The following is a 23592-nucleotide window of genomic DNA, read 5'->3' on the forward strand; positions in this document are numbered from 1 at the left end:
CTAGCGAACAACGGGTGTACGTGCAGCTGACCGGGGGAACGCTGGTAGCCGAGCGAAGAGGTGGAGGGTCGGCCATGTCCAAGGTTGAGGTTGCCGCGCTGATCGCATTGTGCGCGGCGCTGGCATCGGCGGTGGGCGACGTAATTCGCCAACGATCCGCCCAGGAGATCACCGACAAGCAGGTAGGTCACCTCAGGCTGTTCGGCCTGTCGCTCCGCGACCGCCGGTGGTGGCTGGGCGGCGCGGCCGCGGTTCTCAATTACAGCCTGCAGGCTTTGGCACTGGCGTGGGCGTCGGTGATGCTGGTGACCGCGTTGCAGGTGACCGCGCTGCTGTTCGCCCTGCCTATCTATGCGCGGTTCGCGCATCACCGGATCACCCGCTGGGAGTGGATGTGGGCGGTGGCCTTGGCGGCGGCGTTGGCGGTGGTCATCATCGTCGGGGACCCGGCGGCCGGCCACCAGCGCGCCCCGCTGCACACCTGGGTCATCGTCGGCGTGGTCCTGGGCCCGATTTTGGTGTCGTGCGTTCTCGCGGCCCGGTTGTGCGTCGGTCGCCCCCAAGCGGCGGTGTTGCTTGCGGTGGTGTCGGGTGCATCGCTGGCATTGTTCGCCGTACTGACCAAGGGAGTGGTCGAGGTTGCCGAAGACGGCCTGGGCGCGGTGCTGCGCGCACCGGAGTTCTATCCCTGGCTCTTGGCGGCATTGGCCGGCATGATTTTCCAGCAGTCCGCTTTTCGCGCTGGTGCGCTGACCGCCTCGCTACCCACGATCACCGTCGCCAAGCCCGTGGTGGCGGCGGTTCTGGGCGTTACCGTGCTCGGTGAAACCTTGGAAGCCGGCGGCCCGGAGGCGATTGTGCTGGTGCTCGCGGTGGTGGCGGTGATCGCGGCGACCGTGGCGCTGGCCCGTGGCGAGGCCGCGACCATGGTTGCTCAGACCGGGCGCGACAGGATACTGGCAACGCCGCCGACGTCGTCGGCCAAGCGCGATGCAAGCCTTGGTCAGATAGCCGATCCCGTCGTGGTCGTCGACGGTCCGGTCTGGGGATCCTCCTCCGTGTAATTCGCGCGATGGGTTGCCAGGGGCCCGCGTGCCCGCCTGGACATCCGCTGGACAAGTTAGTTTGGTGGCGTGCTGGGCGCCATCGCGATCGTTCCGTCCGCACCGGTGCTCGTTGCCGAACTCGCCGACACGGCGGCTGACGAGGTGGCCGACATCCGTGCGGCGGTGACCGCGGCGGCGGCCATGTTGCCGCCGCGGTGGGTTGCCGTTGGGGTAGGCGCCGCCGACGGGGTTGTGGACCGCGACGCCGTCGGTTCGTTCGCGGGTTTCGGCACCGACTTCCGCGTCCGGCTCTCGCCGCTGCGTGACGACGAGCCGGGACCGCCGGCCGACCTGCCGCTGTGCGCGCTGATGACGGCCTGGGTGCGGGGCCGGGCACGGCCGGAGGCGACCGCCCAGGTCCGCGTCTATGCCGGCGACCACGATGTCGACGCGGCGCTGGCGCGCGGCAGAGACCTGCGGGCCGAGATCGACCGAGTGCCCGATCTGATCGGAGTACTGGTCGTGGCCGACGGCGTCAACACCCTGACGCCCCAGGCCCCGGGCGGTTACGATCCCGGCGGCGCCGTCGTCCAGCTGGCCCTCGATGACGCGCTGGCAGCCGGTGACGTGGCGGCGCTGCGGACGTTGCCACCGCGGGTCCTCGGGCGGGCGGCGTTTCAGGTATTGGCGGGCCTGACCGGATCCGGGCCGCAATCGGCCAAGGAGCTGTACCGCGGGGCGCCCTACGGGGTGGGGTACTTCGTCGGCGTTTGGCTGCCATGAGGCCGCTGGCGATCATCGGGCCGACGGGGACCGGCAAATCGCAGCTGGCGCTCGATCTCGCCGACCGGCTCACCGGCGAGGTGGGCGCGGAAATCGTCAACGCCGACGCTATGCAGCTCTACCGCGGCATGGACATCGGGACCGCGAAGCTATCCCTCGAAGACCGCCGCGGCATCCCGCATCATCAACTCGACGTCCTCGACGTCACCCAAACGGCGACCGTCGCGCGCTACCAACAGGCCGCCGCAGCCGACATCGCGGACATCCTGGGCAGGGGTGCGCTGCCGATCGTGGTGGGCGGCTCGATGCTCTATGTCCAGTCGCTGCTCGACGACTGGACGTTTCCGGCCACCGACCCCTCGGTGCGAGCGCGATGGGAACAGCGCCTTGCCGAAGTCGGGGTGGGCGTGCTGCACGCCGAGTTGGCTCGCCGCGACCCGGCCGCGGCCGCGGTGATCCTGCCGACCGATGCGCGCCGAACCGTGCGGGCGCTCGAGGTGATGGAACTCACCGGGCAGCCGTTCGCCGCGTCCGCGCCGCGCATCCGGGAGCCCCGGTGGGGCGCCGTTATAGTCGGATTAGACTGTGCCACAACGATTCTCGATGAGAGATTACAGCACCGAACCGACGCGATGTTCGAACAGGGCCTGGTTGCCGAAGTTCGCGCGCTGCTCGGTGAGGGCCTGCGGGACGGCGTCACGGCAGCACGGGCGCTGGGTTATGCCCAGGTGATCGCGGCGCTGGACGCCGGCGGGACCGCTGCCCAGCTGCGTGACGCGCGCGAGCAGACCTACGTGGGCACCCGTCGCTACGTGCGACGGCAGCGGTCCTGGTTCCGCCGCGACCACCGGGTGCGCTGGCTGGATGTCAACTCGGCTGACAGCCTGGTCGACCACGCGATCCGCGCCTGGCGGGACGTACCCTGATCTGGTGATGTTCGCCAAGGGCCACGGCACCGAGAACGACTTCGTACTGTTGCCCGACATCAAGGCGCAGCTGTCGCTCGGCGCCGGCCAGATTGCCGCCTTGTGTGACCGCCGCCGGGGACTGGGCGCCGACGGGGTGCTGCGGGTCACTACCGCCGACGCCGCGGTGGTGGCCGGTGTGCTCGACCGGCTACCTGACGGCGTCGGTGCGGCCGACTGGTACATGGACTACCGCAATGCGGACGGGTCGGTAGCGCAGATGTGCGGCAACGGCGTGCGGGTGTTCGCCCACTACCTGCGTGCCAGTGGTCTGGAGCGCCGGGACGAGTTCGTCGTCGGATCATTGGCCGGCCCGCGGCCGGTCACCGTACACAGCGTCGATGCGACCAACGCCGACGTCACCGTCGATATGGGCAAGGCCAACCGGATCGGCACGGGGACCGCCGTCGTCGGGGGTCGCCGGTTTCGCGGCCTGGCCGTCGACGTGGGCAATCCCCACCTGGCGTGCCTCGACCCCCGGTTGACCGGTGCGGAACTCGCGGCTTTGGACGTTGCGGCGCCGGTGAGTTTCGACCCGGAGCAGTTCCCCGACGGGGTCAACGTCGAGGTGTTGACGGCTCCGGTCGGCGGCGTGCTCAGCATGCGGGTCCATGAGCGAGGGGTGGGTGAGACCCGTTCGTGCGGCACCGGGACGGTCGCAGCCGCCGTCGCCGCGCTGGCCGGCGCCGGGGACGAGACCGGCACGCTCACCGTGCGGGTGCCCGGCGGAGTTGTCACGGTGACCGTCACCGATGCCACCAGCTTCCTGCGTGGGCCGTCGGTGCTGGTGGCCAAGGGTGAGGTCAGCGGGGAATGGTGGCGCGCCCAACAGCGTTAATCGAGGTGCGCGAGACCGATTCAGCGTGCACTATTGCTAATTGCCTATGACATATCCCAAATTTCCCCATCAAGATCCGTTGGAGCCCAGCACCGGCGAACTTGCCCTCGAGGACAGGTCGGCGCTGCGCCGGGTCGCAGGGTTGTCGACCGAGTTGGCCGACATCTCCGAGGTCGAGTACCGCCAGCTGCGCCTGGAGCGCGTGGTGTTGGTGGGCGTCTGGACCGCGGGTAGCGCCGCCGACGCCGAGGCCAGCATGGCTGAGTTGGCCGCGCTTGCGGAAACCGCCGGCTCCCAGGTACTGGAAGGGATCATCCAGCGCCGGGACCGCCCGGACCCGTCGACCTATATCGGCTCCGGCAAGGCGGCCGAACTCCGCGAGATCGTCGTGGCGACCGGAGCCGATACCGTTATCTGCGACGGAGAGCTTTCTCCTGCCCAGCTGACCGCGCTGGAGAAGGCGGTCAAGGTCAAGGTGATCGACCGCACCGCGCTGATCCTCGACATCTTCGCCCAGCACGCCACCAGCCGGGAGGGCAAGGCCCAGGTGTCGTTGGCCCAGATGGAGTACATGCTGCCGCGGCTTCGGGGCTGGGGCGAGTCGATGTCGCGGCAGGCCGGTGGCCGCGCCGGCGGCAGCGGCGGCGGAGTGGGTCTGCGTGGTCCCGGTGAAACCAAGATCGAGACCGATCGTCGCCGCATCCGCGAGCGGATGGCCAAGCTGCGACGCGACATCAAGGACATGAAGCAGGCCCGCGACACTCGGCGCAGCCGTCGGGTCCGCAGCGACCTGCCGTCGATCGCCATCGTGGGCTACACCAATGCCGGCAAGTCCAGCCTGCTCAACGCGCTGACCGGAGCCGGGGTGCTGGTGCAGGACGCGCTGTTCGCGACGCTGGAACCCACCAGCCGGCGCGCGGAGTTCTCGGGCGGTTCGGGCCGGCCGGACCGTTTCGTGCTCACCGACACCGTCGGGTTCGTCCGGCATCTGCCCACCCAGCTGGTGGAAGCGTTCCGCTCCACCTTGGAAGAGGTCGTCGACGCGGATCTGCTGGTGCATGTCGTCGATGGCGCTGACGTGAACCCGCTGGCCCAGATCAACGCGGTGCGTCAGGTGATCTCCGACGTGATCGCCGACCACGGGGCTGACGGCAAGGACCCGCCGCAGGAACTGCTGGTGGTCAACAAGGTCGACGCCGCCAGCGACCTGGCGTTGGCCAAACTGCGTCACGCGCTGCCCGGCGCGGTATTCGTCTCGGCCCGCACGGGAGATGGCATCGATGCGCTTCGACGGCGGATGGCCGAGCTGGCCGTTCCCGCCGATGCCGCCGTGGACGTCGTGATCCCCTACGACCGTGGCGATCTGGTGGCCCGCCTGCACTCCGACGGGCGCGTGCAGTACGAGGAGCACGGCGCCCACGGCACCCGGATCAAGGCGCGGGTTCCGGTGACGTTGGCCGGGCGCCTGCAGGAGTTCGCCTTCCGCTGAGTTGCGCCGAGACTGCCACGGTGTGTCGCATTCGCGGTGGCCAAGTCGCGCAACCGGACCACTGACCTGCCGCGCCGACTGCGGCACCAGACCGTCGGCGGCTGCCGACCAACCGGCTGGTTGGTATATGTTGGGCAGCAGAGTTCGCTTCGCCGGAGGTTATTCATGGGCAGTGCCATCAAATACCAGCGCACGCTTTTCGAACCCGAGCACGACTTGTTTCGCGAGTCCTACCGGGCCTTTCTGGATCGCCACGTGGCGCCTTACCACGATGAATGGGAAAAGGCCAAGATCGTCGATCGTGGGGTGTGGCAGGAGGCCGGCAAACAGGGTTTCCTCGGCATGGCGGTGCCCGAGGAGTACGGCGGCGGCGGTAACCCGGACTTCCGGTACAACACGATCATCACCGAGGAGACCAGCGCCGGACGCTACAGCGGCATCGGCTTCGGGCTGCACAACGACGTCGTGGCCCCCTATCTGCTGGCGCTGACGACCGAAGAGCAGAAGCAGCGCTGGTTGCCGAAATTCTGCAGCGGCGAGTTGATCACGGCGATCGCGATGACCGAGCCGGGAACCGGTAGTGACCTGCAGGGCATCAAGACTCGCGCGGTCAAGCACGGCGATCACTACGTGCTGAACGGCTCGAAGACATTCATCACCAACGGGATCAACTCCGACCTGGTGATCGTGGTCGCCCAGACCGACCCCGAGAAAGGCGCGCAGGGGTTTTCGCTGCTCGTGGTCGAGCGCGGGATGCCGGGGTTCGAACGCGGCCGCCATCTGGACAAGATCGGGTTGGACGCGCAAGACACCGCCGAACTGTCGTTCACCGATGTGAAAGTTCCGGCCGAGAATCTTCTCGGCGAAGAAGGCATGGGATTCATCTATCTGATGCAGAACCTGCCGCAGGAACGCATCTCGATCGCGATCATGGCGGCCGCCGGAATGGAGGCCGTGCTGGAGCAGACACTCCAATACGTCAGGGAACGCAAGGCTTTCGGCAAACCGATCGGCAGCTTCCAGAACAACCGGTTCGTGCTGGCCGAGCTGGCCACCGAGGCCACCGTGGTGCGGATCATGGTCGACGAGTTCATCGCCCTGCACCTCGAAGGCAAGCTGACGGTCGAGCAGGCCGCCATGGCCAAGTGGTATTCCACCGAGAAGCAGGTGTACTTGAACGACCGTTGTCTGCAGCTGCACGGCGGTTACGGCTACATGCGCGAATACCCGGTCGCCCGCGCCTATCTCGATGCGCGGGTGCAGACCATTTACGGCGGCACCACCGAAATCATGAAGGAGATCATCGGCCGCGGTCTGGGTGTCTAGCCGCCCGGGCGGCTCACCCGTGGGCTTTGTGCGCCTCGTGCGCCCGTTGTAGCAGCGCCGTCAACTCTTGCTCCTGCTTGGTCGGTGCGCGATACCTTGTTGAGAGTGAGTCGATCTCGTGTTCGGCGGCCAGCAGTGCCACGAAGATCTTCTCGCGTTCGGCCGGATCCGCCTCGTAATGCAGGTCGAGATATTCCAGGGCATGCCGGCGTGCCCGGGCGACGGCGTTTTGCCTGCGCCCGCGGGCCGAGAACAACGACGCCAGGGTGGTGATGAACAGGACGGCGACGATCACCGTCAACGACGTCGCCGTCGTGATCTCTACGATCGGCACCGGTCGACCGTCGTTGATGAAGGGAATGTTGTTGTCGTGCAACGCTTCCAGCATCAGCTTCACGCCGATGAAGCCCAGGATCGCGGCCAGCCCGTAGGACAGGTAGATCAGCCGGTCCAGCAGATTGTCGATCAGGAAATACAACTGGCGCAGCCCCAACAGCGAGAAAGCGGTTGCGGCGAACACCAGGTAGACATTCTGGGTCAGTCCGAACAGCGCCGGCACGGAATCGAACGCGAACAGCACGTCACTGCCGCCGATGGCGATCATGACGAGCAGCAGCGGCGTCATCACCCGCTTGCCGTTTTCGACGACGAACAATCGGTCGCCGTTGTAGTCCGGGGATGTCCGCAAGAATCGGTTGGCAAGCCGCAGGATCAGGTTGTCATTGCGGGTTTCGGGCTGTTCCGGTTTGGCGAGGTTGCCCGCCATGACCAGCAGACCCAAGCCGAACGCGTAGAACGCCCAGTTGAAGTTGTCGATGAGCGCGGCCCCCAGCAGGATGAACCCGGTGCGCGCGACGAGCGCGAACGCAATACCGAACAACAGCACCTTCTGCTGAGCGACCCGCGGAACCCCGAAGCTGCTGATGATCACCAGAAATACGAACAGGTTGTCGACGGACAGTGCCTCGTTGCTCAAGTAGCTCGCGAAGTACTCGATTCCCATGGCAGCGCTGCCGAAGACGGCCACCGCGACACCGAACAGCACGGCGATGCCGATGAACATCGCCGACCACAGCGCGGACTCCCGTAGCGTCGGGCCATGCGTATGTCGTACGTGGAAGACGTAATCCACCAGCATGAGGGCCGTGATCATGACGATCGTGAGGACCCAGACAACTACGGAAACACCCATGTCAGCTGGGTATCCTCTCGTTGGGTCAGTCGGGCTGGGCTCTCGGGCACGGTAGCGTACAACCGGTGCGGACCGAGTTGCGGTTCCTCGCGACACGCACGCGATCCGGCATCATTTCGGAATCAGCTGGGTATCCGTTTTCGGAATATTTACGATTTGACTTCGCATTTGTCGTTCGCTAGAGCAAAGTTATGCGGGCCCGGCGACGATGCGGAACGTAGCTGGGGGACGGCCCACAGGTGAGAAATCCGCCAGCTCGCGGCGCGGGCAGGGCATCGGCTGGGAGGCTTGGTGAACGGGCAGAGAGGTCAATTGAGCAGGCTGGTCGGGTGTGCGTTGCTCAGCTTGGCGGCTACGGTGCTGGCTGTCGGGCTGCTGGCGCCTACTGCCGCAGCGTCTCCGATAGGTGATGCGGAAGCCGCCATGATGGCCGCGTGGGAGAAGGCAGGGGGCGAGACATCGACGCTCGGCGCCCGGAAAGGTGACGTCTATCCCGTCGGGGATGGGTTCGGCCTGGACTTCGACGGCGGCAAGATGTTTTACACCACGGATACGGGCGCCAAATATCTGTACGGCCCGGTCCTGGCAAAATACGAGGCGCTGGGCGGGCCGGCCGACAGCGATTTGGGATTTCCCACCATCAACGAGGTTCCTGGCCTCGCCGGCCCCGACAGTCGGGTCAGCACCTTTTCTGTCAGCGACAATCCGGTGATTTTCTGGACGCCCGACCACGGCGCGTTCGTGGTGCGCGGCGCGATGAACGCTGCGTGGGACAAACTCGGCAGCTCTGGGGGCGTGCTGGGTGCCCCGGTCGCCGATGAAACCTACGACGGCGACGTCGTATCCCAGAAGTTCACCGGCGGCGAAGTCTCCTGGAACAAGAAGACCAAAGATTTCACCACCAACCCGGCGGTATTGGCGGATCAGCTGAAGGGCTTGCAGGTGGCGCTCGACCCCGCCGCCGCCATCAACATGGCCTGGCGCGCCGCCGGTGGCGCCGCCGGCCCGTTGGGTGCCAAGAAGGGCGCGCCGTACCCGATCGGCGGTGACGGTATTGCCCAGGACTTTGTCGGCGGCAAGATCTTCTTCAGTCCGGCCACCGGTGCGAACGCCGTGGAGGGCGCGATCCTGGCCAAGTACGAGTCGCTGGGCGGGCCGGTCAGCAGCGACCTTGGTTTCCCCGTCGCCAACGAGTCCGACGGCGGCATCACGCCGGCCAGCAGGATCGCGGCGTTCTCTGCCGCGGACAAGCCGGTGATTTTCTGGACCCCGGATCACGGCGCCTTTGTGGTGCGGGGAGCGATGAAGGCCGCCTGGGACAAGCTCAAAGGTGCCACCGGAAAACTCGGTGCGCCGGTTGCCGACCAGACCGTGGACGGCGATGTGGTGTCGCAGAAGTTCACCGGCGGCAAGGTGTCGTGGAACCGCACGAGCAACACATTCACCACCGACCCGGCGAACCTGGCGCCGCTGTTATCCGGGCTGCAGGTGTCCGGGCAGAATCAGCCCAGCACGTCGGCGGCTCCATCGCACGGCAAGAAGTTCACCTGGCACTGGTGGTGGCTGGTGGCCGTGGTCCCGGTCGTGCTGCTGATCGTGATGTTCGTGTTGGTCGTGTTGGGTGTGCGCCGGCGGCGCACCGGCCAGCCCGCCGCCTACGAGGCATACGAGCACGAGCAGGATCGCGATGTGGAGGCCGGCTATGACGCCGCCGGTGGGCGCTGGCCGCACGACGACATCGATTTCGGCTCCGAAGACTTCCCGGTTGACGACCAGCAGCTGCAGGAACATCGCGGTCCGGATGCCGGGGCGGCGTCGCGGGTCAGCTGGCCACGGGGCGCCGCGACCAGTGCTGGTGTCGACGAATACGCCTCTAGCGGTGGTGAATACGGCGGCGACGCACTACGCGCGTCGGATATGGGCTTCGAGTTTGACGAAGAAAATCCCGACGCGGTGGATACCACGCCGACGCCCATCGTGACCCGCGCCGACCTCGCGGAGGCGGCGGTTCCCGAGCCCGACGTTCCAGAAACCGTGACCGGGGAGCCCGTGGTACCGGAAAGATATGCGCCGGAAGCGGCGGTTCCGGAGGCAGCGGCTCCCGAAGTAGCCGTGCCGGAGACCGCGGTTGCGGATGCCGCCTTCCCGGATGCTTTCGCCCCGCGCGCTGCCTCCGCCGATGCCGAGCCCGGCTACGGCGAGCCCGGCTACGCGGAGGCGTTCCCGGAAGCCTTCCCGGAGGTTTCAGCTCCTCAGGGGAGGGCGGGGCGCCACGCTGCCGCAGAGCCTGAGGATGAGCCGCAAGCGCCGGAATCAGCTCTCACGGCCACGGTTGCTTCCGGGCCGAGCCCGGCTGCGCGGCCGACCATCCACATGCCGCTGGACCACGACCCATACCAGGCACCAGAGGGATATCCGATCAAAGCCAGTGCCCGGTTCGGCTTGTATTACACGCCCAGCAGCGCGCTCTATTACGACACGCTCGCCGAGATCTGGTTTGCCAGCGAGGACGCCGCCCAAGCCAACGGTTTCATCAAAGCGGACTAGGAATCCGGCTCCCGGCGATGTCTGCCCGGTGGCGCTGGGCCCTATATCTTGCGGATCACCGTGACGACCTTGCCCAGTACCGTTGCGTCGTTGCCGGGTATCGGGTCGAAGGCCGGATTGTGGGGCATCAGCCACACCTGACCGCCTGCGCGCTTGAAGGTCTTGACGGTGGCATCGCCGTCGATCATGGCCGCGACGATGTCGCCGTTGTCGGCAACGTTCTGCTGTCGCACGACCACCCAGTCGCCGTCGCAGATCGCGGCTTCGACCATCGAGTCGCCGACGACCTTGAGCAGGAAGAGCGTCCCCTCGCCGACCAGCTCGCGCGGCAGCGGGAACACGTCTTCGACCGCTTCCTCGGCAAGTATCGGGCCGCCGGCCGCGATGCGCCCGAGCACCGGGACAAAGGTGGGCTCGGGCAGGGCGTCGGAGCCGGCGACGTCGGTGACCGCCGCCGGTGTCATGACGTCTTCGGCACCGCGGACGTCCACCGCACGCGGGCGGTTCGGGTCACGTCGCAGATAGCCCTTACGCTCCAGAACTCGCAGTTGGTGGGCTACTGACGAAGTCGACGTGAGACCGACGGCATCGCCGATTTCGCGGATGCTGGGGGGATATCCGCGGTTGGTGACCGAGGTGCGGATGACGTTCAAGATGGTGCGCTGCCGCTCGGTGAGTGCGGGGTCCACGGAACCGACTGAGGGGGCGTTGCTGTCGCTCATGGCACTGAATGTAACCCGACGGCGCCCGAGAATCAAACATGTGTTCGACCGGTGTGTCGGAACGGGCTTGACGTCCGTCCTAGCCCGGTCCTAGCCCGGTCCTGCCGCGGCTGACCCGCTCCTGGTCCGGTCCTGCCGCGGCTGACCCACTGAGGTGCTGAATTACAAATGCGTAACTATTCACGCGATCGGGTATCCGTGCCTCATGGCAGCGATGGCGACCGACCGGCCTTGTCGGTGGCACGGTTTAGCGTTTTGTTCGCGCGACACGCTTCGATCAGATGTTCGGCAATCGAACACGTAATCGACTAGGGTGTCGAACGCATGAGCGACGAATTCTCGGGCGGAGGAACGAACATGACACTCACGCAGGCATTCCCGGCGCGTACCCGTGGCGTGCCCCTGCCGGCCAGCAGGCCGGCTAGCAGGCCCGTTCGTGAGCCTCTTGGGGCCCGGGGCGGGACGGCACCGCCACGGCGGCCGGGGCCGTGCCGGCCGGGCGGCGCGTCGCTGCGCTACCAGGGTACTGGCCTGGCGATATCGACGGCTCCGCATTGCAGGCGTCCCGTCTCGGTGGCGACCACGGTGGGTCTGGCGGTGCTTGCCGGGATGATCACGCTATGGCTGGGCCTGATGGCGCATTTCGGAGAGCTGGTCAACGGCACTTCCGCGGACTCGTCGGCTCGCGTGCCCGACCGGCTTGCCGTGGTACGAGTGGCGGCCGGCGAGTCGTTGCAGGACGTGGCGGCCCGGGTTGCGCCCGATACGCCGGTGCGTCGGGTTGTCGAACGGATCCGAGAACTCAACGACCTGGATTCGTCGATGCCTGTCGCCGGGCAGACGTTGATCGCGCCGGTCGGCTGACGACACCATGCAAGATGGCGGCGAAAACCGCAGCGCGCCAACGTTTCCGAGATGCCGTGGAATCGAACACGCGTGGATGGCGACGGCGTTGGCAGTGTGCGGGAGCGCGCAGGTAGTCTCGGAGAGGTCTGAAACACCGGGATGCCATGACGGCGAAGGAGCGGCCATGCACTGTCCGTTCTGCCGGCATCCCGACTCGCGGGTGATCGACTCACGGGAAACCGATGAGGGCCAGGCGATCCGGCGGCGCCGGTCGTGCCCGGAATGCGGGCGACGTTTCACCACCGTGGAGACGGCGGTCCTGGCTGTGGTCAAGCGCAGCGGGGTCTCCGAACCGTTCAGCCGGGAAAAGGTCATCAGCGGGGTGCGGCGGGCGTGTCAGGGTCGCCACGTCGACGATGACGCGCTGAACCTGCTTGCCCAGCAGGTGGAAGACACAGTGCGGGCCGCGGGGTCGCCCGAGGTGCCCAGTCACGACGTCGGTCTGGCCATCCTGGGGCCGCTTCGCGAACTCGACGAGGTTGCCTATCTGCGTTTCGCATCGGTGTACCGGTCTTTTTCGTCGGCCGAGGATTTCGAGCGGGAGATCGAGGCACTGCGTGCCCACCGCAACGTATCGACTTCACGCTGATTCGGGTGCGACGCCGTTAGGATCCCTGTCATGCCTCCGGAGCTGCATCCCGACCTTGGACCCTTGGAGCCATTGCTGGGCACATGGGTGGGCCGGGGTGCCGGTGAATATCCCACGATCGAGCCGTTCGAGTATTTCGAAGAGGTCGTGTTCTCACATGTCGGCAAGCCGTTTCTCGTGTACGGGCACAAGACCCGCGCGGCGGACGACGGCAGGCCTTTGCATGCCGAGGCGGGTTACCTGCGTGTTCCCCAGCCGGGGCACGCAGAGTTGGTCTTGGCGCACCCCAGCGGCATCGCCGAAATCGAGCTAGGCACGTATTCGGCGGGCGACGACGCCGTGCACCTCGAGTTGGCCACCACAACCATCGGATTGACTCCCACCGCAAAAGAGGTTACGGCGATCACCCGGTCCTTCAGGGTCGCCGGCGACGAGCTCTCGCACTCGTTGCGGATGGCCGCTGTCGGGCAACCCTTACAGCATCACGTCGCCGCCATGTTGCACCGTCAGCGTTGACGTCAAACCAGTTGCATCACACCGTCATCGGCGACCAATCCGGCAACCGTGACCCAGCCCTCGGCGCTCCATGTCGTCTTGAGCACCGATCCCTTGCCCTGCGTGATGGTCAGGTCGCGGCTTAGGTAGTCGGTGATCCGCATGGCCGCCGAACCGGTTGCTTCGTCTTCCTCGACCCCCAGATTGGAGGCGAACATCCGGGCCCGCAGGGCGCCGGCAGGCTCGTCGGTCCAGGTCCACAGGTAATGCGAGGTGTCGTCGGAGAAGTCGTCGGGGTCCGCGGCCGCCAGGGCATCGAGTGAGTCGAGATGATGGATGGCCAATTCGGGTGCCCATTCGGCCCGTGCGCTGATGGCGGTCACGTCGTTGGCATAGCTGACCTGCACGAGACCCGCCGGCACGTGCAGTGTCTTGATCGGCATTCCCCGCTCACGCAGCCACCACGACACACCTACGATCGGATGTCCGGCGAACGGAAGGCTGGTACGGGGAGTGTGGATGGTGGCGTGGGCGGTGTGCGAGCCGGCGGTCGGGAGGTCGACGAAAATGGTCTCGCTGTAGCCCAATTGGTTTGCCAGGTGCTGTCGGTCGCGGGGTTGGACCCGGCTCGCATCGACTATGCCGAGCGGGTTGCCGAAGTTGCCCTCGGAGTCGGTGAACACCCGCAACACCGTTACCTCGATGCCCATGGCCCGACTGTACGACGCCGCACGAATCGATGACGGCCGGGTTGATCAGGTGGCGCTGCGTTCATCGGAACCCATCGCACTGAGCACGGCGATGCGGGTATCGGCCGGGCCGGAAACGGCTCCTTCGCCACCGCCGGTACGAAGCAATGCCCGAAGCGCGGCCTGATCGTATTCGGCCGGTTCGGTGCTGTCGATGAAGCGTTGCACGGTGTCGATGAAGCGGGCGGGATCGTCATGGAACGGGAAATGCCCGGAGCCCTCGAAGATTTCCAGGTGCGAGCCGGGCATCGCGGCGTGTGCCAGCCGGGCGTGGCGGACGGGGACCACGACGTCGCGGCTGCCCCAGATGATCTGCACCGGGATGGCCTGGGTCAAATAGCATCGGTCCAGCATGGTGACGATCTGCCCGCGCCAGTCCACCACGGCGCGCAGTGTGCGCGTGAACGCAGACGAGGCCGTCGGCTCGGGCAGGTCGTCCAGGATCCGCAGCACGTTGGGCAGGTCGCGGCCCAGGGCGGTTGAGCCGATTGCCAGCCCCAGCGCCCGCCCGACCACCTGAACCGTCGGCCGAACCATCGGCAACCGCAGCAATGCCAGCGCCTCGGCACCCATTGGCAGCGAGGCCAACCGGAACACGACGTTGACGTCCTTGGTGACGCCACCGGCGCCGACCAGGATCAGGCGGTCGACCAGCTGGGGAAACTGGTAGGCGAATTGCATCGCCACGCCGCCCCCGAGCGAATGACCGATGACCGTCACCCGCTCGATGTCGAGCACGCTGAGCAGGTCGCGCATGCCATTGGCGTAGGCGGCCACCGAGTAGTCGGCGCGCGGCTTATCGGACTTTCCATGACCCAACAGGTCGGGAGCAATCACGGTGAACCGCTGCGCAAGTTTGGCGTGGATGCCGGTCCAGGTCGTCGAATTGTCCCCGATGCCGTGGACCAGCAGGATCGCCGGCCCGGATCCGGCGATCCGGAACGCGCGCTTGTAACCGTGAATAGTGCGGAACTGCAGCGAAGGTGCCGTTATTTCGCGCACTGGGCGAAGATTGCGCTTCCGCTCGGTCATTCGCCAACCTCGTTGTCGGGCCGCCTACGGCTTTCTCGGGGGCGGTGTTGGAGGCATCAAGCCTGGTCGTCGTCGCGCTTCTTCTCTGCCTGCTGGGCCAGAAACCGCTCGAACTCCGCACCCAACTCGTCGCCGCTAGGCAGATCCTCGTCACGCGTGAGTAACGATCTGTTTTCCTGAGCGTCGATGAAGGCATCGTACTGGCGCTCGAGGGCGGCCACCACTTGGGCGACTTCTGCGCTTGCCTGGACTTGTTCGTCGATCTTGGCCCGGATCTCCGCCGCGGCTTCTGCCAACGTCGCCAATGGCAGTTCCAACGATCCCGTCTTGGCGACTTGCTCGAGCAGGGACTGCGCGGCCGCCGGGTAGTCGGTCTGCGTCAGGTAGTGCGGGACGTGCACGGTGAATCCGACGACCTCATGACCATGCTGCGCCATCCGGTATTCCAACAGGTTCGACGCGCTTGCCGGAACCTGGATTTCGGAGATCCACGGCTGGAAGTCGGCGATCAGTTCCGGATTGTTGGAGTGGGCGGTCATCGTGATCGGGCGGGTATGCGGTACGGCCATGGGAACGGTGCCCAGGCCGATGGTCTGGCGGACTCCCAGGCGTTCGGCCAGCAGTCGCACGGCGGTGATGAATCGCTCCCATTTCAGGTCGGGCTCCAAACCGGCCAGCAGCAGAAACGGGGTGCCTACGCTGTCGCGCAGTGCGTACAGGCTGAGCTCGGGGTCGTCGTAGCTGGTGAAGTGGTCAGTCTTGAAGGTCATCAGCGGCCGTCGGGAGCGGTAGTCCAGTAATTCGTCGATCGCAAATGACGCGACCAGCTCGGTGTCCAATGACCCCTTCAGGTGGGCAGCGGCCAACCGAATTGCGTGGCCCGCGTCGGAAAAGCCCTCCAAAGCGTGCACCAACACCGGACCACGGCCATCCGACGTCGACAATTGCGGCGCCGGCAACTCGAGGTCGTACATGCCTGGTTGGCCGGGCTGGTAGTCCTGCGCCTCATCCCGGTCTTGATCGTGCGTCATGGGTGTTGCCTCCTCTCGGGGGTCTAACCGGGGCGCCCTGATCAGTGTCTCTCAAATCAACAGGCCCCGATGAACGAACATCTCACTTATGCGCACATCTTCATAACGCGAAAAGCTCCACGCCGTATTCGCGGCGAACCGCGACCGGCGACCGTGGACGCCCAAGTCGACAACCAAACCGCCGCCCGTCGTTCGACAAACACCGTCCCGCGCTACCGGCCCAGACCGAGTCGGCGCCCGGGCGATGCTTGGGCGACCGATTCCGAGGATACGGCCTCGCGATGCATTACCGGCGGAACTGATTTAGCGCCCGCACCTTGTTCATCACGTCGAGCGCTGCCACCTTGTAGGCCTCGGAGAATGTCGGGTAGTTGAAAACCGCGTCGACCAGGTACTCGACGGTGCCTCCGCACCCCATGACGGCCTGTCCGATGTGCACCATCTCGGTGGCACTGGTGCCGAAGATGTGTACTCCGAGTAGCTTGAGATCGTCGGTGGACACCAGCAGTTTGAGCATGCCGTAGGAGTCGCCGGCGATCTGGCCGCGGGCCAGTTCACGGTAGCGCGCCACGCCCACCTCGTAGGGAATGGATTCCTTGGTCAGTTCCACCTCGGTGGAGCCGACGTAGGAGATCTCGGGGATCGAATAGATGCCGATCGGCTGCAGGTCGGTGATCCCGTCGGTCGGTTCCCCGAACGCGTGGTAGGCAGCCAGCCGGCCCTGCTCCATCGAGGTCGCGGCCAAGGCCGGAAAGCCGATGACGTCGCCGACGGCGTAGATATGGTCCACCTTGGTCTTGAACTGTTCGTCCACCCATATTCGCCCGCGGCGTTCGACCTCCAGGCCGGCATTGGACAGGTCGAGGTGGTCGGTCTGGCCCTGGCGTCCGGCGGAGTACATCACCGTCTCGGCGGGAATCTGTTTGCCGCTGGCCAGGGTCGTGACGGTGCCCGCCGAGCCGACGTCGACCGCGGTGACCTCTTCACCGAACCGGAATGTCACCGCCAGGTCGCGCAGATGGAATTTCAGCGCCTCGACGACCTCGGGGTCGCAGAAGTCCAACATGTCTTCCCGCTTCTCGACGACGGTCACCTTGGTGCCCAGCGCGGCGAACATCGAGGCATACTCGATACCGATCACGCCGGCACCGACCACGACCATCGAGGCCGGGAGCGACTTGAGGTCCAAGATTCCGTCGGAGTCGAGGACCCTTTCTTCGTCGAATTCGACGCCGGACGGCCGGGCCGGCCTGGTGCCGGTGGCGATCACGATGTAATCGCCTGTGACAGTGGTCTTTTCGCGGCGCGTCTGGTCTTCGACCATGATGGTGTGCGGATCGATGAACCGGCCGTGCCCCACCAGCAGGTCGACCCGGTTGCGCATCAACTGATTGCGTACCACGTCGACTTCCTTGCCGATCACATGCTGGGTCCGGGCCAGCAAATCGGCCGGGGTGATCCGGTCCTTGACGCGGTAGCTCGCCCCGTAAAGTTCGCGCTGATTCATGCCGGTGAGGTAGAGCACCGCCTCTCGCAACGTCTTCGATGGGATGGTGCCGGTGTTGACGCACACGCCGCCCAGCATTCGGCCACGTTCGACGATCGCGACGGATTTGCCCAACTTAGCCGAGGCAATGGCCGCCTTCTGTCCACCAGGCCCAGAGCCGAGAACCACCATGTCGTACTCGCGCATCGACCCCATGAGATAGACAGTAGAACGCACAGTGGCGACTTCGTCCACAGGATGGCGGCCCAGGTGCCGGATGTGCGCACCGATTGACGGTGCCGGTCGCCAGCGTTGACGCCTATGACGAAGCATCGACCTGACTTTGAACTGAATCGCCCCGGGGCCCTGATCGCCGCGCTGCCGGCCATCCTCGGCTTCGTGCCGGAAAAATCGCTGGTCCTGGTCTCGGTGGCCGAGGGTGCACTGGGATCGGTGATGCGCGTTGACCTGTCGGAGGACCTTGGCCACCGGGTCGAGCAGCTCGCGGAGGTTGCCGCCGCGGCTGACCCCGAGGCCGCGATCGCGGTGATCGTCGATGCGGACGGAGCGCAGTGTCCGGGATGCAGCGACGAGTACCGGCGGGTGTGCGATGCGCTGACCGGGGCATTGGCGCAGCGTGACATCGTGCTCTGGGCGGCCCACGTGGTCGACCGCATCGCGGTCGGCGGACGCTGGCATTGTGTCGACGGCTGCGGTTCGGGTGGCGTCATCGACGACCCGGCGGCGTCGCCGCTGGCGGTGGCCGCGGTGCTCGACGGTCGGCGGCTGTACCCGCGGCGTGCCGATCTCGAGGCCGTCGTCGCGGTGGACGACCGGGCGCGCACCGACGCACTGGCCGTCACCATGAAGCGAGCGGCGGCCGAGCGTGAGATCGCTCAGCGTGCCGACCCGTTGGACTGTAGCCGTCGCGATGTGGAGAAGGCGATGGCCGCTGCCGCGCGGGTGGCCGACGGGCAACCGCTATCAGACGGGGAACTGGCCCAGTTGGGCTGTGCGCTCACCGACGTGCGGGTGCGCGACACGCTCTATGCCCTGGCGGTCGGTGAGAACTCCGGCCCGGCCGAGTCGTTGTGGGCAGTACTGGCCCGCGCGCTACCCGAGCCGTGGCGGGTGGAGGCGCTGGTATTGCTGGCGTTCAGTGCCTACGCCCGCGGCGACGGTCCGCTGGCCGGGGTGTCTCTGGAGACCGCGCTACGCTGCACGCCGAGTCATCGGATGGCCGGCATGCTGGACACGGCGCTACAGTCCGGGCTTCGGCCGGAGCACATCCGGGAACTGGCGACCACCGGCTATCGGTTGGCTCGGCAACTGGGCGTGCGGCTACCGCCGCGCCGGGCGTTCGGCTCATCCGGCCAATCCGGCCGATGTGCGGGGTAGTCAGACCTTCTCGACCTTCACGGCGTGCGCCATCGCATGGGGCAGGGTGACGTTCTCATGCCCCGGGATGACGATGGTCACGCCGCCTCCGGGACTGGTTTCGACCGTCACGCGGGCGTTCGGCACGACGCCGGCGTCTTTGAGCCGCGTGATCAAGTCGATGTCGCCCTGAACATGCTCGGTGAGCTGGCGAACCACTACTGCCACCGGCGGACCGGCCGGCAGCTCGGTCAACCGCACCAAGTTGGCGTCTTCGGCGCCGAATTCCGGCCCCACGCCCAGGTCCAACAAGCCCGGAATCGGATTGCCGAACGGAGACGTTGTCGGGTTGTTCAGCACCTTGACCAGACGACGCTCGACATCCTCACTCATCACGTGCTCCCACCGGCATGCCTCGGCGTGTACCTCTTCCCACGGCAACCCGATCACGTCGACGAGCAGTCGTTCGGCGAGGCGGTGCTTGCGCATCACCGCGATCGCCAGCGCCCGGCCCTTGTCGGTGAGTTCGAGGTGGCGATCCCCAGCCACCCGAAGCAATCCGTCCCGCTCCATCCGGGAAACGGTTTGGCTGACAGTAGGCCCGCTCTGCTCCAAGCGCTCGGCTATCCGGGCGCGCAGCGGCGTAACGCCCTCTTCCTCGAGGTCGTAGATCGTCCGCAAGTACATCTCGGTGGTATCAACCAAGTCGTTCATTCAGCATCCTCCGTTGCCGCCGAGTCTACTTGGCCAGCTGCGCATGTGGTTGGCCCAAAACGCCCCCGACAGCAGTATGCCCGCCGCTCATCGCGGCGGGCACACTGTCTTGTACCTAGATTTTCGGCGCTTTTCTCGGCGCTTTTCGACAGGCTTCCGGCCGGTGTCTCAACTTGCGTATGACCGCAGCCGATCGGCACGTTCGCCATGGCGCAACTTGCACATCACATCCCGCTCGATCTGGCGCACCCGCTCGCGGGACAGACCAAACAGCTTGCCGATTTGATCCAGCGTGCGCGGCTGACCGTCGTCCAGGCCGAAGCGCAGCCGGATCACCTGATGTTCACGCTCGTCGAGAGTGGCAAGCACACTGCGGATATCGGTGTGCAGCAGTTCGGCGATGACGGCGTTCTCCGCGGACATGGCTTCCGCGTCCTCGATGAAGTCACCGAGCGGCGCCTCTTCCTCAGCGCCGACCGGCATGTCCAGGCTCACCGGGTCCCGGCTGTGTTCGAGCAGGTCGTTGATCTTGTCAACCGGAATTCCGGACTCCTCGGCGAGTTCCTCGTCGGTGGCTTCCCGGCCCAGGTTCTGGTGCATCTCCCGCTTGATTCGCGCCAGCTTGTTGACCTGCTCGACCAGGTGAACGGGCAGCCGAATGGTACGGCTCTGGTCGGCCATGCCACGGGTGATGGCTTGGCGGATCCACCAAGTGGCATACGTCGAGAACTTGAATCCCTTTGTGTAGTCGAACTTCTCCATCGCGCGGATCAGGCCCAGGTTGCCCTCCTGGATGAGGTCGAGCAGCGGCATTCCGCGGCCCGTGTAGCGCTTGGCCAGTGACACCACCAGCCGAAGGTTGGCTTCGAGGAGGTGTCGGCGCGCTGCCTGGCCGTCGCGTACCACGGCGGTCAATTCGCGTTTCCGGTTCTCGCCCAACCGCTTTCGGGTTTCGAGCAGATACTCGGCATACAGCCCGGCTTCGATGCGCTTGGCCAGCTCAACTTCATCGGCGGCGTTGAGCAATGCCGTCTTACCGATGCCGTTCAGATATACGCGCACCAAATCCGCCGCGGGGCTTTGAGCGTCCAGATCGCTGTCAGCCCGGCTTGTGGTGGCATGTGCCATAGCGCCCTCCCGATCGGCTTGTCCTGTCACGGGGTTTAACGACAGGCTCGACCACAGAGTTCCCGCCGCGTTGTCATCTCACACACCGTGACGTGCAGAAATGTGCCAGCGACCTGAGAATGTCCTGAGAAGTGGGCCGCGGCAGCCGGTTTAACCGGGATTGGACCAGCCGTCGAAGTCCGGGGAGTCCGATTGGGGCACAGGGTCTCGTCGAGGCTCCAGCGCCGGACGCGTGGCCGTCGGAAACAGGGGAGTGCGTCGTCGGGCGTCGTCGAATCGTCGGGGCTCGTCGGCGCTGCGGGGCGGTCTGTCGTTGGCGATGAGCACGGCCATCCATGGCAATGGAATCGAGACAGCCACGATCAGTAGTGAGACAAGACCGTTGTGCCAGGCCCCGTATGCGACGGCGGCAAGGATGAGCGCCGGAACCCGGAACGCCATCAAGGTCAGATACTTGCGTACCCGCGCTCGGTGCTGCTCCTCGTAGGACGGTGCGGCAGCGGTGATCAGTACCGGGCGGCCCCGCTCGTCGAAGTCGTCGAAACTCAGCTCGAAGCCGCGCTTCATTTCTCTACTCTCCCACATCCAGTCGATTCCGGCAGGGGCGAGTCAGGGGGCACAATGTCTGGTATGCAGACGCAGACGATCGAACGCACCGACACGGAGGAACGCGTCGACGACGGGACCGGCAGCGATATCCCGAAGTACTTCCACTATGTCAAGAAGGACAAGATCGCCGAGAGCGCGGTGCTGGGAAGCCATGTGGTGGCGTTATGCGGCGAGGTGTTTCCCGTGACCCGGGCACCCAAGCCGGGTTCGCCGGTGTGCCCGGACTGCAAGCAGATCTACGAGAAGCTCAAGAAAGACTGAATTGGCGCGGCAGCTGCGCCGTCGTGGTCTGTGACGCCCAGTCCGACGCCTAGTCGGCCGTTCCCGTGATGGTGGCGGTGCGGGTCCTGAGCCAGTTGCGCAGCCGATGTGCGTGTGTGGCCGGCGCCGGCCATTCCTCTTGGATCGCGGCGTTGAGTTCGGCTCCGATCATGACCGCAAAACCACCGAAGAACGCGAACAACAGGAACGCGATGGGCGTGGACAGCGCGCCGTAGGTATAGCCCGTACTGGTGATCCACCTGAGATAGAACCGTAGACCCAGTGTCGCGATCAGGAACACCGCGGTGGCCAGCACTGCGCCGATGACCAGTCGGTGTGTCGGCAGCGGTACCGGCAGAGCGACGCGGTAGAGGATGATCACCCCCACCGTCAGGCCCGCGATCAGTGCCGGGTAGTAGCCGTAATGCAGGACATTGGCCAAGTTGGCCGGAATGTGGTCGCTCACCTTCCGCGGGCCCACCACCGCCACCGGCGCCGCGGCCACCAGGAACACCAGCATCACCACGTACAGGAACAGCGCGAAGAACCGTTGCCGCACCGGATGGCGTAACGGAGTCTGGTCATGAGCCTCCACCACGGCATCGACGTAGGAAGAGATTGCCGACGATCCTGCCCACAATGAGATCAAGAAGCCCAGCGACACCACCTCGCCGCGAGCGTTGGCGGTGATGTCGCGGATGGTCGGCTCGATGATCTCGTTGACCACACTGGGTGAGAAGAAGCTGTGGGCGGTCGAAATGATGGTTTTTTCGATCGCGGGCAAGGTGTCCTCGCCGAATAGCGGAGCCACGTAGGCCAGGCTGCCCAGCATCCCCAAAAGCAAGGGCGGAAGGGACAGTGCCGACCAGAAACCTGCTTGCGCTGACTCGGAGAAGATCGAGTCGTCCCAACTCTTGGAGAGCGTCCGAAGGCTGATTCGCCAGATGTGGTGGCGGGACGGCTTTGGCGTTTGGTCGCTCATCCGGTCCAGCATTACCGAAGATCGGTCACACGTGGCACATTGGACCCGACTTTAGGCGAGCGAGTTTCGGCGAACCTAGTTTCCACTGACCTCCAGCACGGCCGACAGCTCGATCAGTTTCGCTTCGTGCTCGTTGGCGTGGTGCTGGCAGAAGAGAAGTTCGGCACCGGAAGGCAGCTTGGCGCGCACCCGCGCTGCTGCGCCACAGCGGTCGCAGCGGTCGGCTCTAGTCAGCTCGGGACTGGTCAACGTTGCGTTCATGACTTCTCCATATCTAGGTAAGTTCACTGTCTCAGACGTTCCCCGCTTTCGCCTTGTTCCCCGGGTGGTATCAGGTGTGTCCTTTCTCACGGACTTCGGACGATGAGTCGGGCAGACTTGCTAGTATGCCGTCCACTCCTGCGGTGTTGGTGCACATGTGTGCGGCCGCCGAATGGTCGTCCGCCCGCCGCCGCGGCGGCTTCCGTCCCGGATCGGCTACCGGGTTCATCCATCTGTCGACGCCTGAGCAGATACATCTGCCGGCCAATCGGCTCTTCCACGGCCGTCGTGACATGGTCCTGCTGTATATCGACCCGGCAGCGCTCGATTCGCCCGTGCGTTGGGAGCCGGGAACGGTAGCGGATCCGGACTGGATGCTGTTCCCGCACCTGTACGGCGAGCTTCCGGCACGGGCGGTGATGAGCGTCGTGGCCTACCCCCCGGCGGTCGACGGCACCTTCTCGCCGATTTCGGGACCTCACGCATCCACATAGGCGTCGGCTTCGATCTCAACCAGCAGCCCGGGTGCGATCAGTGCCGAAACCTCGACCATGGTCGCCGCGGGTCGGATTCCGCCGAAAACCTGGGCGTGGACATCGCCCACCTCCCGCCAGCGTGAAATATCGGTCACGTATATGCGGGTGCGGACCACGTCGGCGAGCCCCGCGCCAGCCTGTCCGAGTGCGGCCTCGATGCGGCGCAGGGCGTCTCTGGTCTGCGCGACGATATCGCTGCCGCTGCCGGTGGTGCCGGCCACTGCCACATGCGGGCCAACGCGCACCGCGCGCGAATAGCCAACGGCCGATTCGTAGTCGGATCCGGAGGAGATACACCTGCGGGTTGCTGACATGAGCGTGACAGTACGACGGCGGCGGCCGATGCGCAGCCGTTGGGTGCGGGTATCTGCTGTTCCGGCCGTCGGGAACCATGTCGTGTCGAGGCATGTGTCTGTAAGGCAACCCCGAAGGCAACCCCGGTCGTCGCGACTTTTCGCGACTGTGTCACGGACCCGACCGGTTTCGTCGCATGAAATGTGGGGCCGCGCCCGACATGCACCAGACTCG

At 65.8% G+C, this 23592-nt stretch carries 25 protein-coding genes; 13 read left to right on the forward strand and 12 right to left on the reverse strand.

The features are described from left to right. Positions 1–74: 74 nt before the first annotated feature. The 6 genes from EET10_RS10280 to EET10_RS10305 all read left to right on the forward strand — a co-directional run bounded on the left by EET10_RS10280 (position 75) and on the right by EET10_RS10305 (position 6447). On the forward strand, positions 75–1064 hold the full coding sequence (locus tag EET10_RS10280; RefSeq protein WP_036403738.1) for a DMT family transporter: 990 nt from the start codon (positions 75–77) through the stop codon (positions 1062–1064). A gap of 69 nt (positions 1065–1133) precedes the next feature. Next, positions 1134–1829, forward strand: a complete 696-nt coding sequence (locus tag EET10_RS10285; protein WP_036403736.1) for a class III extradiol ring-cleavage dioxygenase family protein — start codon at positions 1134–1136, stop codon at positions 1827–1829. Next, positions 1826–2755 carry a tRNA (adenosine(37)-N6)-dimethylallyltransferase MiaA gene (gene miaA / locus EET10_RS10290; protein WP_036403735.1) on the forward strand — a complete coding sequence of 310 codons (930 nt, stop codon included), beginning with the start codon at positions 1826–1828 and terminating at the stop codon, positions 2753–2755. The genes EET10_RS10285 and miaA overlap by 4 nt, the downstream gene beginning before the upstream one ends. A 4-nt stretch (positions 2756–2759) precedes the next feature. Further along, positions 2760–3632 carry a diaminopimelate epimerase gene (gene dapF / locus EET10_RS10295; RefSeq protein WP_063468694.1) on the forward strand — a complete coding sequence of 291 codons (873 nt, stop codon included), beginning with the start codon at positions 2760–2762 and terminating at the stop codon, positions 3630–3632. Positions 3633–3678: 46 nt separating this feature from the next. After that, entirely contained in the window at positions 3679–5121 is a 1443-nt protein-coding gene (hflX, locus tag EET10_RS10300) for a GTPase HflX (RefSeq protein WP_036403733.1), read from the forward strand. 165 nt (positions 5122–5286) lie between these two features. Continuing rightward, complete coding sequence (locus EET10_RS10305; protein ID WP_036403954.1) at positions 5287–6447, forward strand: acyl-CoA dehydrogenase family protein; 1161 nt, start codon at positions 5287–5289, stop codon at positions 6445–6447. Positions 6448–6460: 13 nt separating this feature from the next. On the opposite strand, the gene EET10_RS10310 is transcribed toward EET10_RS10305, so the two are convergent. Next, positions 6461–7639, reverse strand: a complete 1179-nt coding sequence (locus tag EET10_RS10310) for a TerC/Alx family metal homeostasis membrane protein (protein ID WP_063468692.1) — start codon at positions 7637–7639, stop codon at positions 6461–6463. Positions 7640–7930: 291 nt separating this feature from the next. Here EET10_RS10310 and EET10_RS10320 point away from each other — a divergent pair, with 291 nt between their 5' ends. Further along, a complete protein-coding gene (locus EET10_RS10320; protein ID WP_174719684.1) occupies positions 7931–10186 on the forward strand; it encodes a sunset domain-containing protein in 2256 nt (751 codons plus the stop codon). A 41-nt stretch (positions 10187–10227) separates the two neighbouring features. On the opposite strand, the gene lexA is transcribed toward EET10_RS10320, so the two are convergent. Next, a complete protein-coding gene (lexA, locus tag EET10_RS10325) occupies positions 10228–10908 on the reverse strand; it encodes a transcriptional repressor LexA (RefSeq protein ID WP_036403731.1) in 681 nt (226 codons plus the stop codon). Positions 10909–11265: 357 nt separating this feature from the next. Here lexA and EET10_RS10330 point away from each other — a divergent pair, with 357 nt between their 5' ends. The 3 genes from EET10_RS10330 to EET10_RS10340 all read left to right on the forward strand — a co-directional run bounded on the left by EET10_RS10330 (position 11266) and on the right by EET10_RS10340 (position 12919). Next, positions 11266–11772 carry a LysM peptidoglycan-binding domain-containing protein gene (locus tag EET10_RS10330; protein WP_036403950.1) on the forward strand — a complete coding sequence of 169 codons (507 nt, stop codon included), beginning with the start codon at positions 11266–11268 and terminating at the stop codon, positions 11770–11772. A gap of 166 nt (positions 11773–11938) precedes the next feature. Further along, entirely contained in the window at positions 11939–12403 is a 465-nt protein-coding gene (nrdR, locus tag EET10_RS10335) for a transcriptional regulator NrdR (protein WP_036403729.1), read from the forward strand. A gap of 30 nt (positions 12404–12433) precedes the next feature. Further along, on the forward strand, positions 12434–12919 hold the full coding sequence (locus EET10_RS10340) for a peroxynitrite isomerase (RefSeq protein WP_036403727.1): 486 nt from the start codon (positions 12434–12436) through the stop codon (positions 12917–12919). A gap of 2 nt (positions 12920–12921) precedes the next feature. On the opposite strand, the gene EET10_RS10345 is transcribed toward EET10_RS10340, so the two are convergent. From EET10_RS10345 to sthA, 4 genes are all read right to left on the reverse strand, one after another. Continuing rightward, on the reverse strand, positions 12922–13608 hold the full coding sequence (locus EET10_RS10345) for a PhzF family phenazine biosynthesis protein (protein WP_036403725.1): 687 nt from the start codon (positions 13606–13608) through the stop codon (positions 12922–12924). A gap of 45 nt (positions 13609–13653) precedes the next feature. After that, positions 13654–14679, reverse strand: a complete 1026-nt coding sequence (locus tag EET10_RS10350; protein WP_036403723.1) for an alpha/beta fold hydrolase — start codon at positions 14677–14679, stop codon at positions 13654–13656. Positions 14680–14735: 56 nt separating this feature from the next. Beyond that, positions 14736–15710: a proteasome assembly chaperone family protein gene (locus EET10_RS10355; protein WP_036403721.1), complete on the reverse strand. Its 975-nt coding sequence runs from the start codon at positions 15708–15710 to the stop codon at positions 14736–14738. 286 nt (positions 15711–15996) lie between these two features. Then, complete coding sequence (gene sthA, locus EET10_RS10360) at positions 15997–17403, reverse strand: Si-specific NAD(P)(+) transhydrogenase (protein ID WP_089024986.1); 1407 nt, start codon at positions 17401–17403, stop codon at positions 15997–15999. A gap of 114 nt (positions 17404–17517) precedes the next feature. Between sthA and EET10_RS10365 the strand changes: the two genes are divergently transcribed. After that, positions 17518–18594 carry a DUF4192 domain-containing protein gene (locus EET10_RS10365; protein WP_122502128.1) on the forward strand — a complete coding sequence of 359 codons (1077 nt, stop codon included), beginning with the start codon at positions 17518–17520 and terminating at the stop codon, positions 18592–18594. On the opposite strand, the gene ideR is transcribed toward EET10_RS10365, so the two are convergent. The 3 genes from ideR to EET10_RS10380 form a co-directional block, all read right to left on the reverse strand. Beyond that, positions 18595–19287: an iron-dependent transcriptional regulator IdeR gene (gene ideR, locus EET10_RS10370; protein ID WP_023372597.1), complete on the reverse strand. Its 693-nt coding sequence runs from the start codon at positions 19285–19287 to the stop codon at positions 18595–18597. It abuts the gene before it with no gap. A 168-nt stretch (positions 19288–19455) separates the two neighbouring features. Then, entirely contained in the window at positions 19456–20415 is a 960-nt protein-coding gene (gene sigB, locus EET10_RS10375; RefSeq protein WP_036403720.1) for a sigma-70 family RNA polymerase sigma factor SigB, read from the reverse strand. A 150-nt stretch (positions 20416–20565) separates the two neighbouring features. After that, complete coding sequence (locus EET10_RS10380; protein ID WP_081260862.1) at positions 20566–21000, reverse strand: DUF3099 domain-containing protein; 435 nt, start codon at positions 20998–21000, stop codon at positions 20566–20568. A gap of 45 nt (positions 21001–21045) precedes the next feature. Between EET10_RS10380 and EET10_RS10385 the strand changes: the two genes are divergently transcribed. Further along, the gene (locus EET10_RS10385) at positions 21046–21285 is read left to right on the forward strand and encodes a DUF3039 domain-containing protein (protein ID WP_036403946.1); all 240 of its coding nucleotides are present in this window, start codon (positions 21046–21048) and stop codon (positions 21283–21285) included. 49 nt (positions 21286–21334) lie between these two features. Here the strand turns inward: EET10_RS10385 and EET10_RS10390 are convergent, their stop codons facing one another. Beyond that, the gene (locus tag EET10_RS10390) at positions 21335–22267 is read right to left on the reverse strand and encodes a YihY/virulence factor BrkB family protein (protein WP_051490563.1); all 933 of its coding nucleotides are present in this window, start codon (positions 22265–22267) and stop codon (positions 21335–21337) included. A gap of 75 nt (positions 22268–22342) precedes the next feature. Then, positions 22343–22528 carry a DUF7455 domain-containing protein gene (locus EET10_RS10395; protein ID WP_023372607.1) on the reverse strand — a complete coding sequence of 62 codons (186 nt, stop codon included), beginning with the start codon at positions 22526–22528 and terminating at the stop codon, positions 22343–22345. A 125-nt stretch (positions 22529–22653) separates the two neighbouring features. Between EET10_RS10395 and EET10_RS10400 the strand changes: the two genes are divergently transcribed. Further along, a complete protein-coding gene (locus EET10_RS10400) occupies positions 22654–23022 on the forward strand; it encodes a DUF952 domain-containing protein (protein ID WP_036403715.1) in 369 nt (122 codons plus the stop codon). Here the strand turns inward: EET10_RS10400 and EET10_RS10405 are convergent. Then, complete coding sequence (locus tag EET10_RS10405; protein WP_036403942.1) at positions 23007–23378, reverse strand: RidA family protein; 372 nt, start codon at positions 23376–23378, stop codon at positions 23007–23009. The genes EET10_RS10400 and EET10_RS10405 overlap by 16 nt on opposite strands. Positions 23379–23592 lie beyond the last annotated feature (214 nt).

The organism is Mycobacterium pseudokansasii, assembly GCF_900566075.1.
In the GTDB taxonomy this organism is placed as follows: Bacteria; Actinomycetota; Actinomycetes; order Mycobacteriales; family Mycobacteriaceae; genus Mycobacterium; species Mycobacterium pseudokansasii.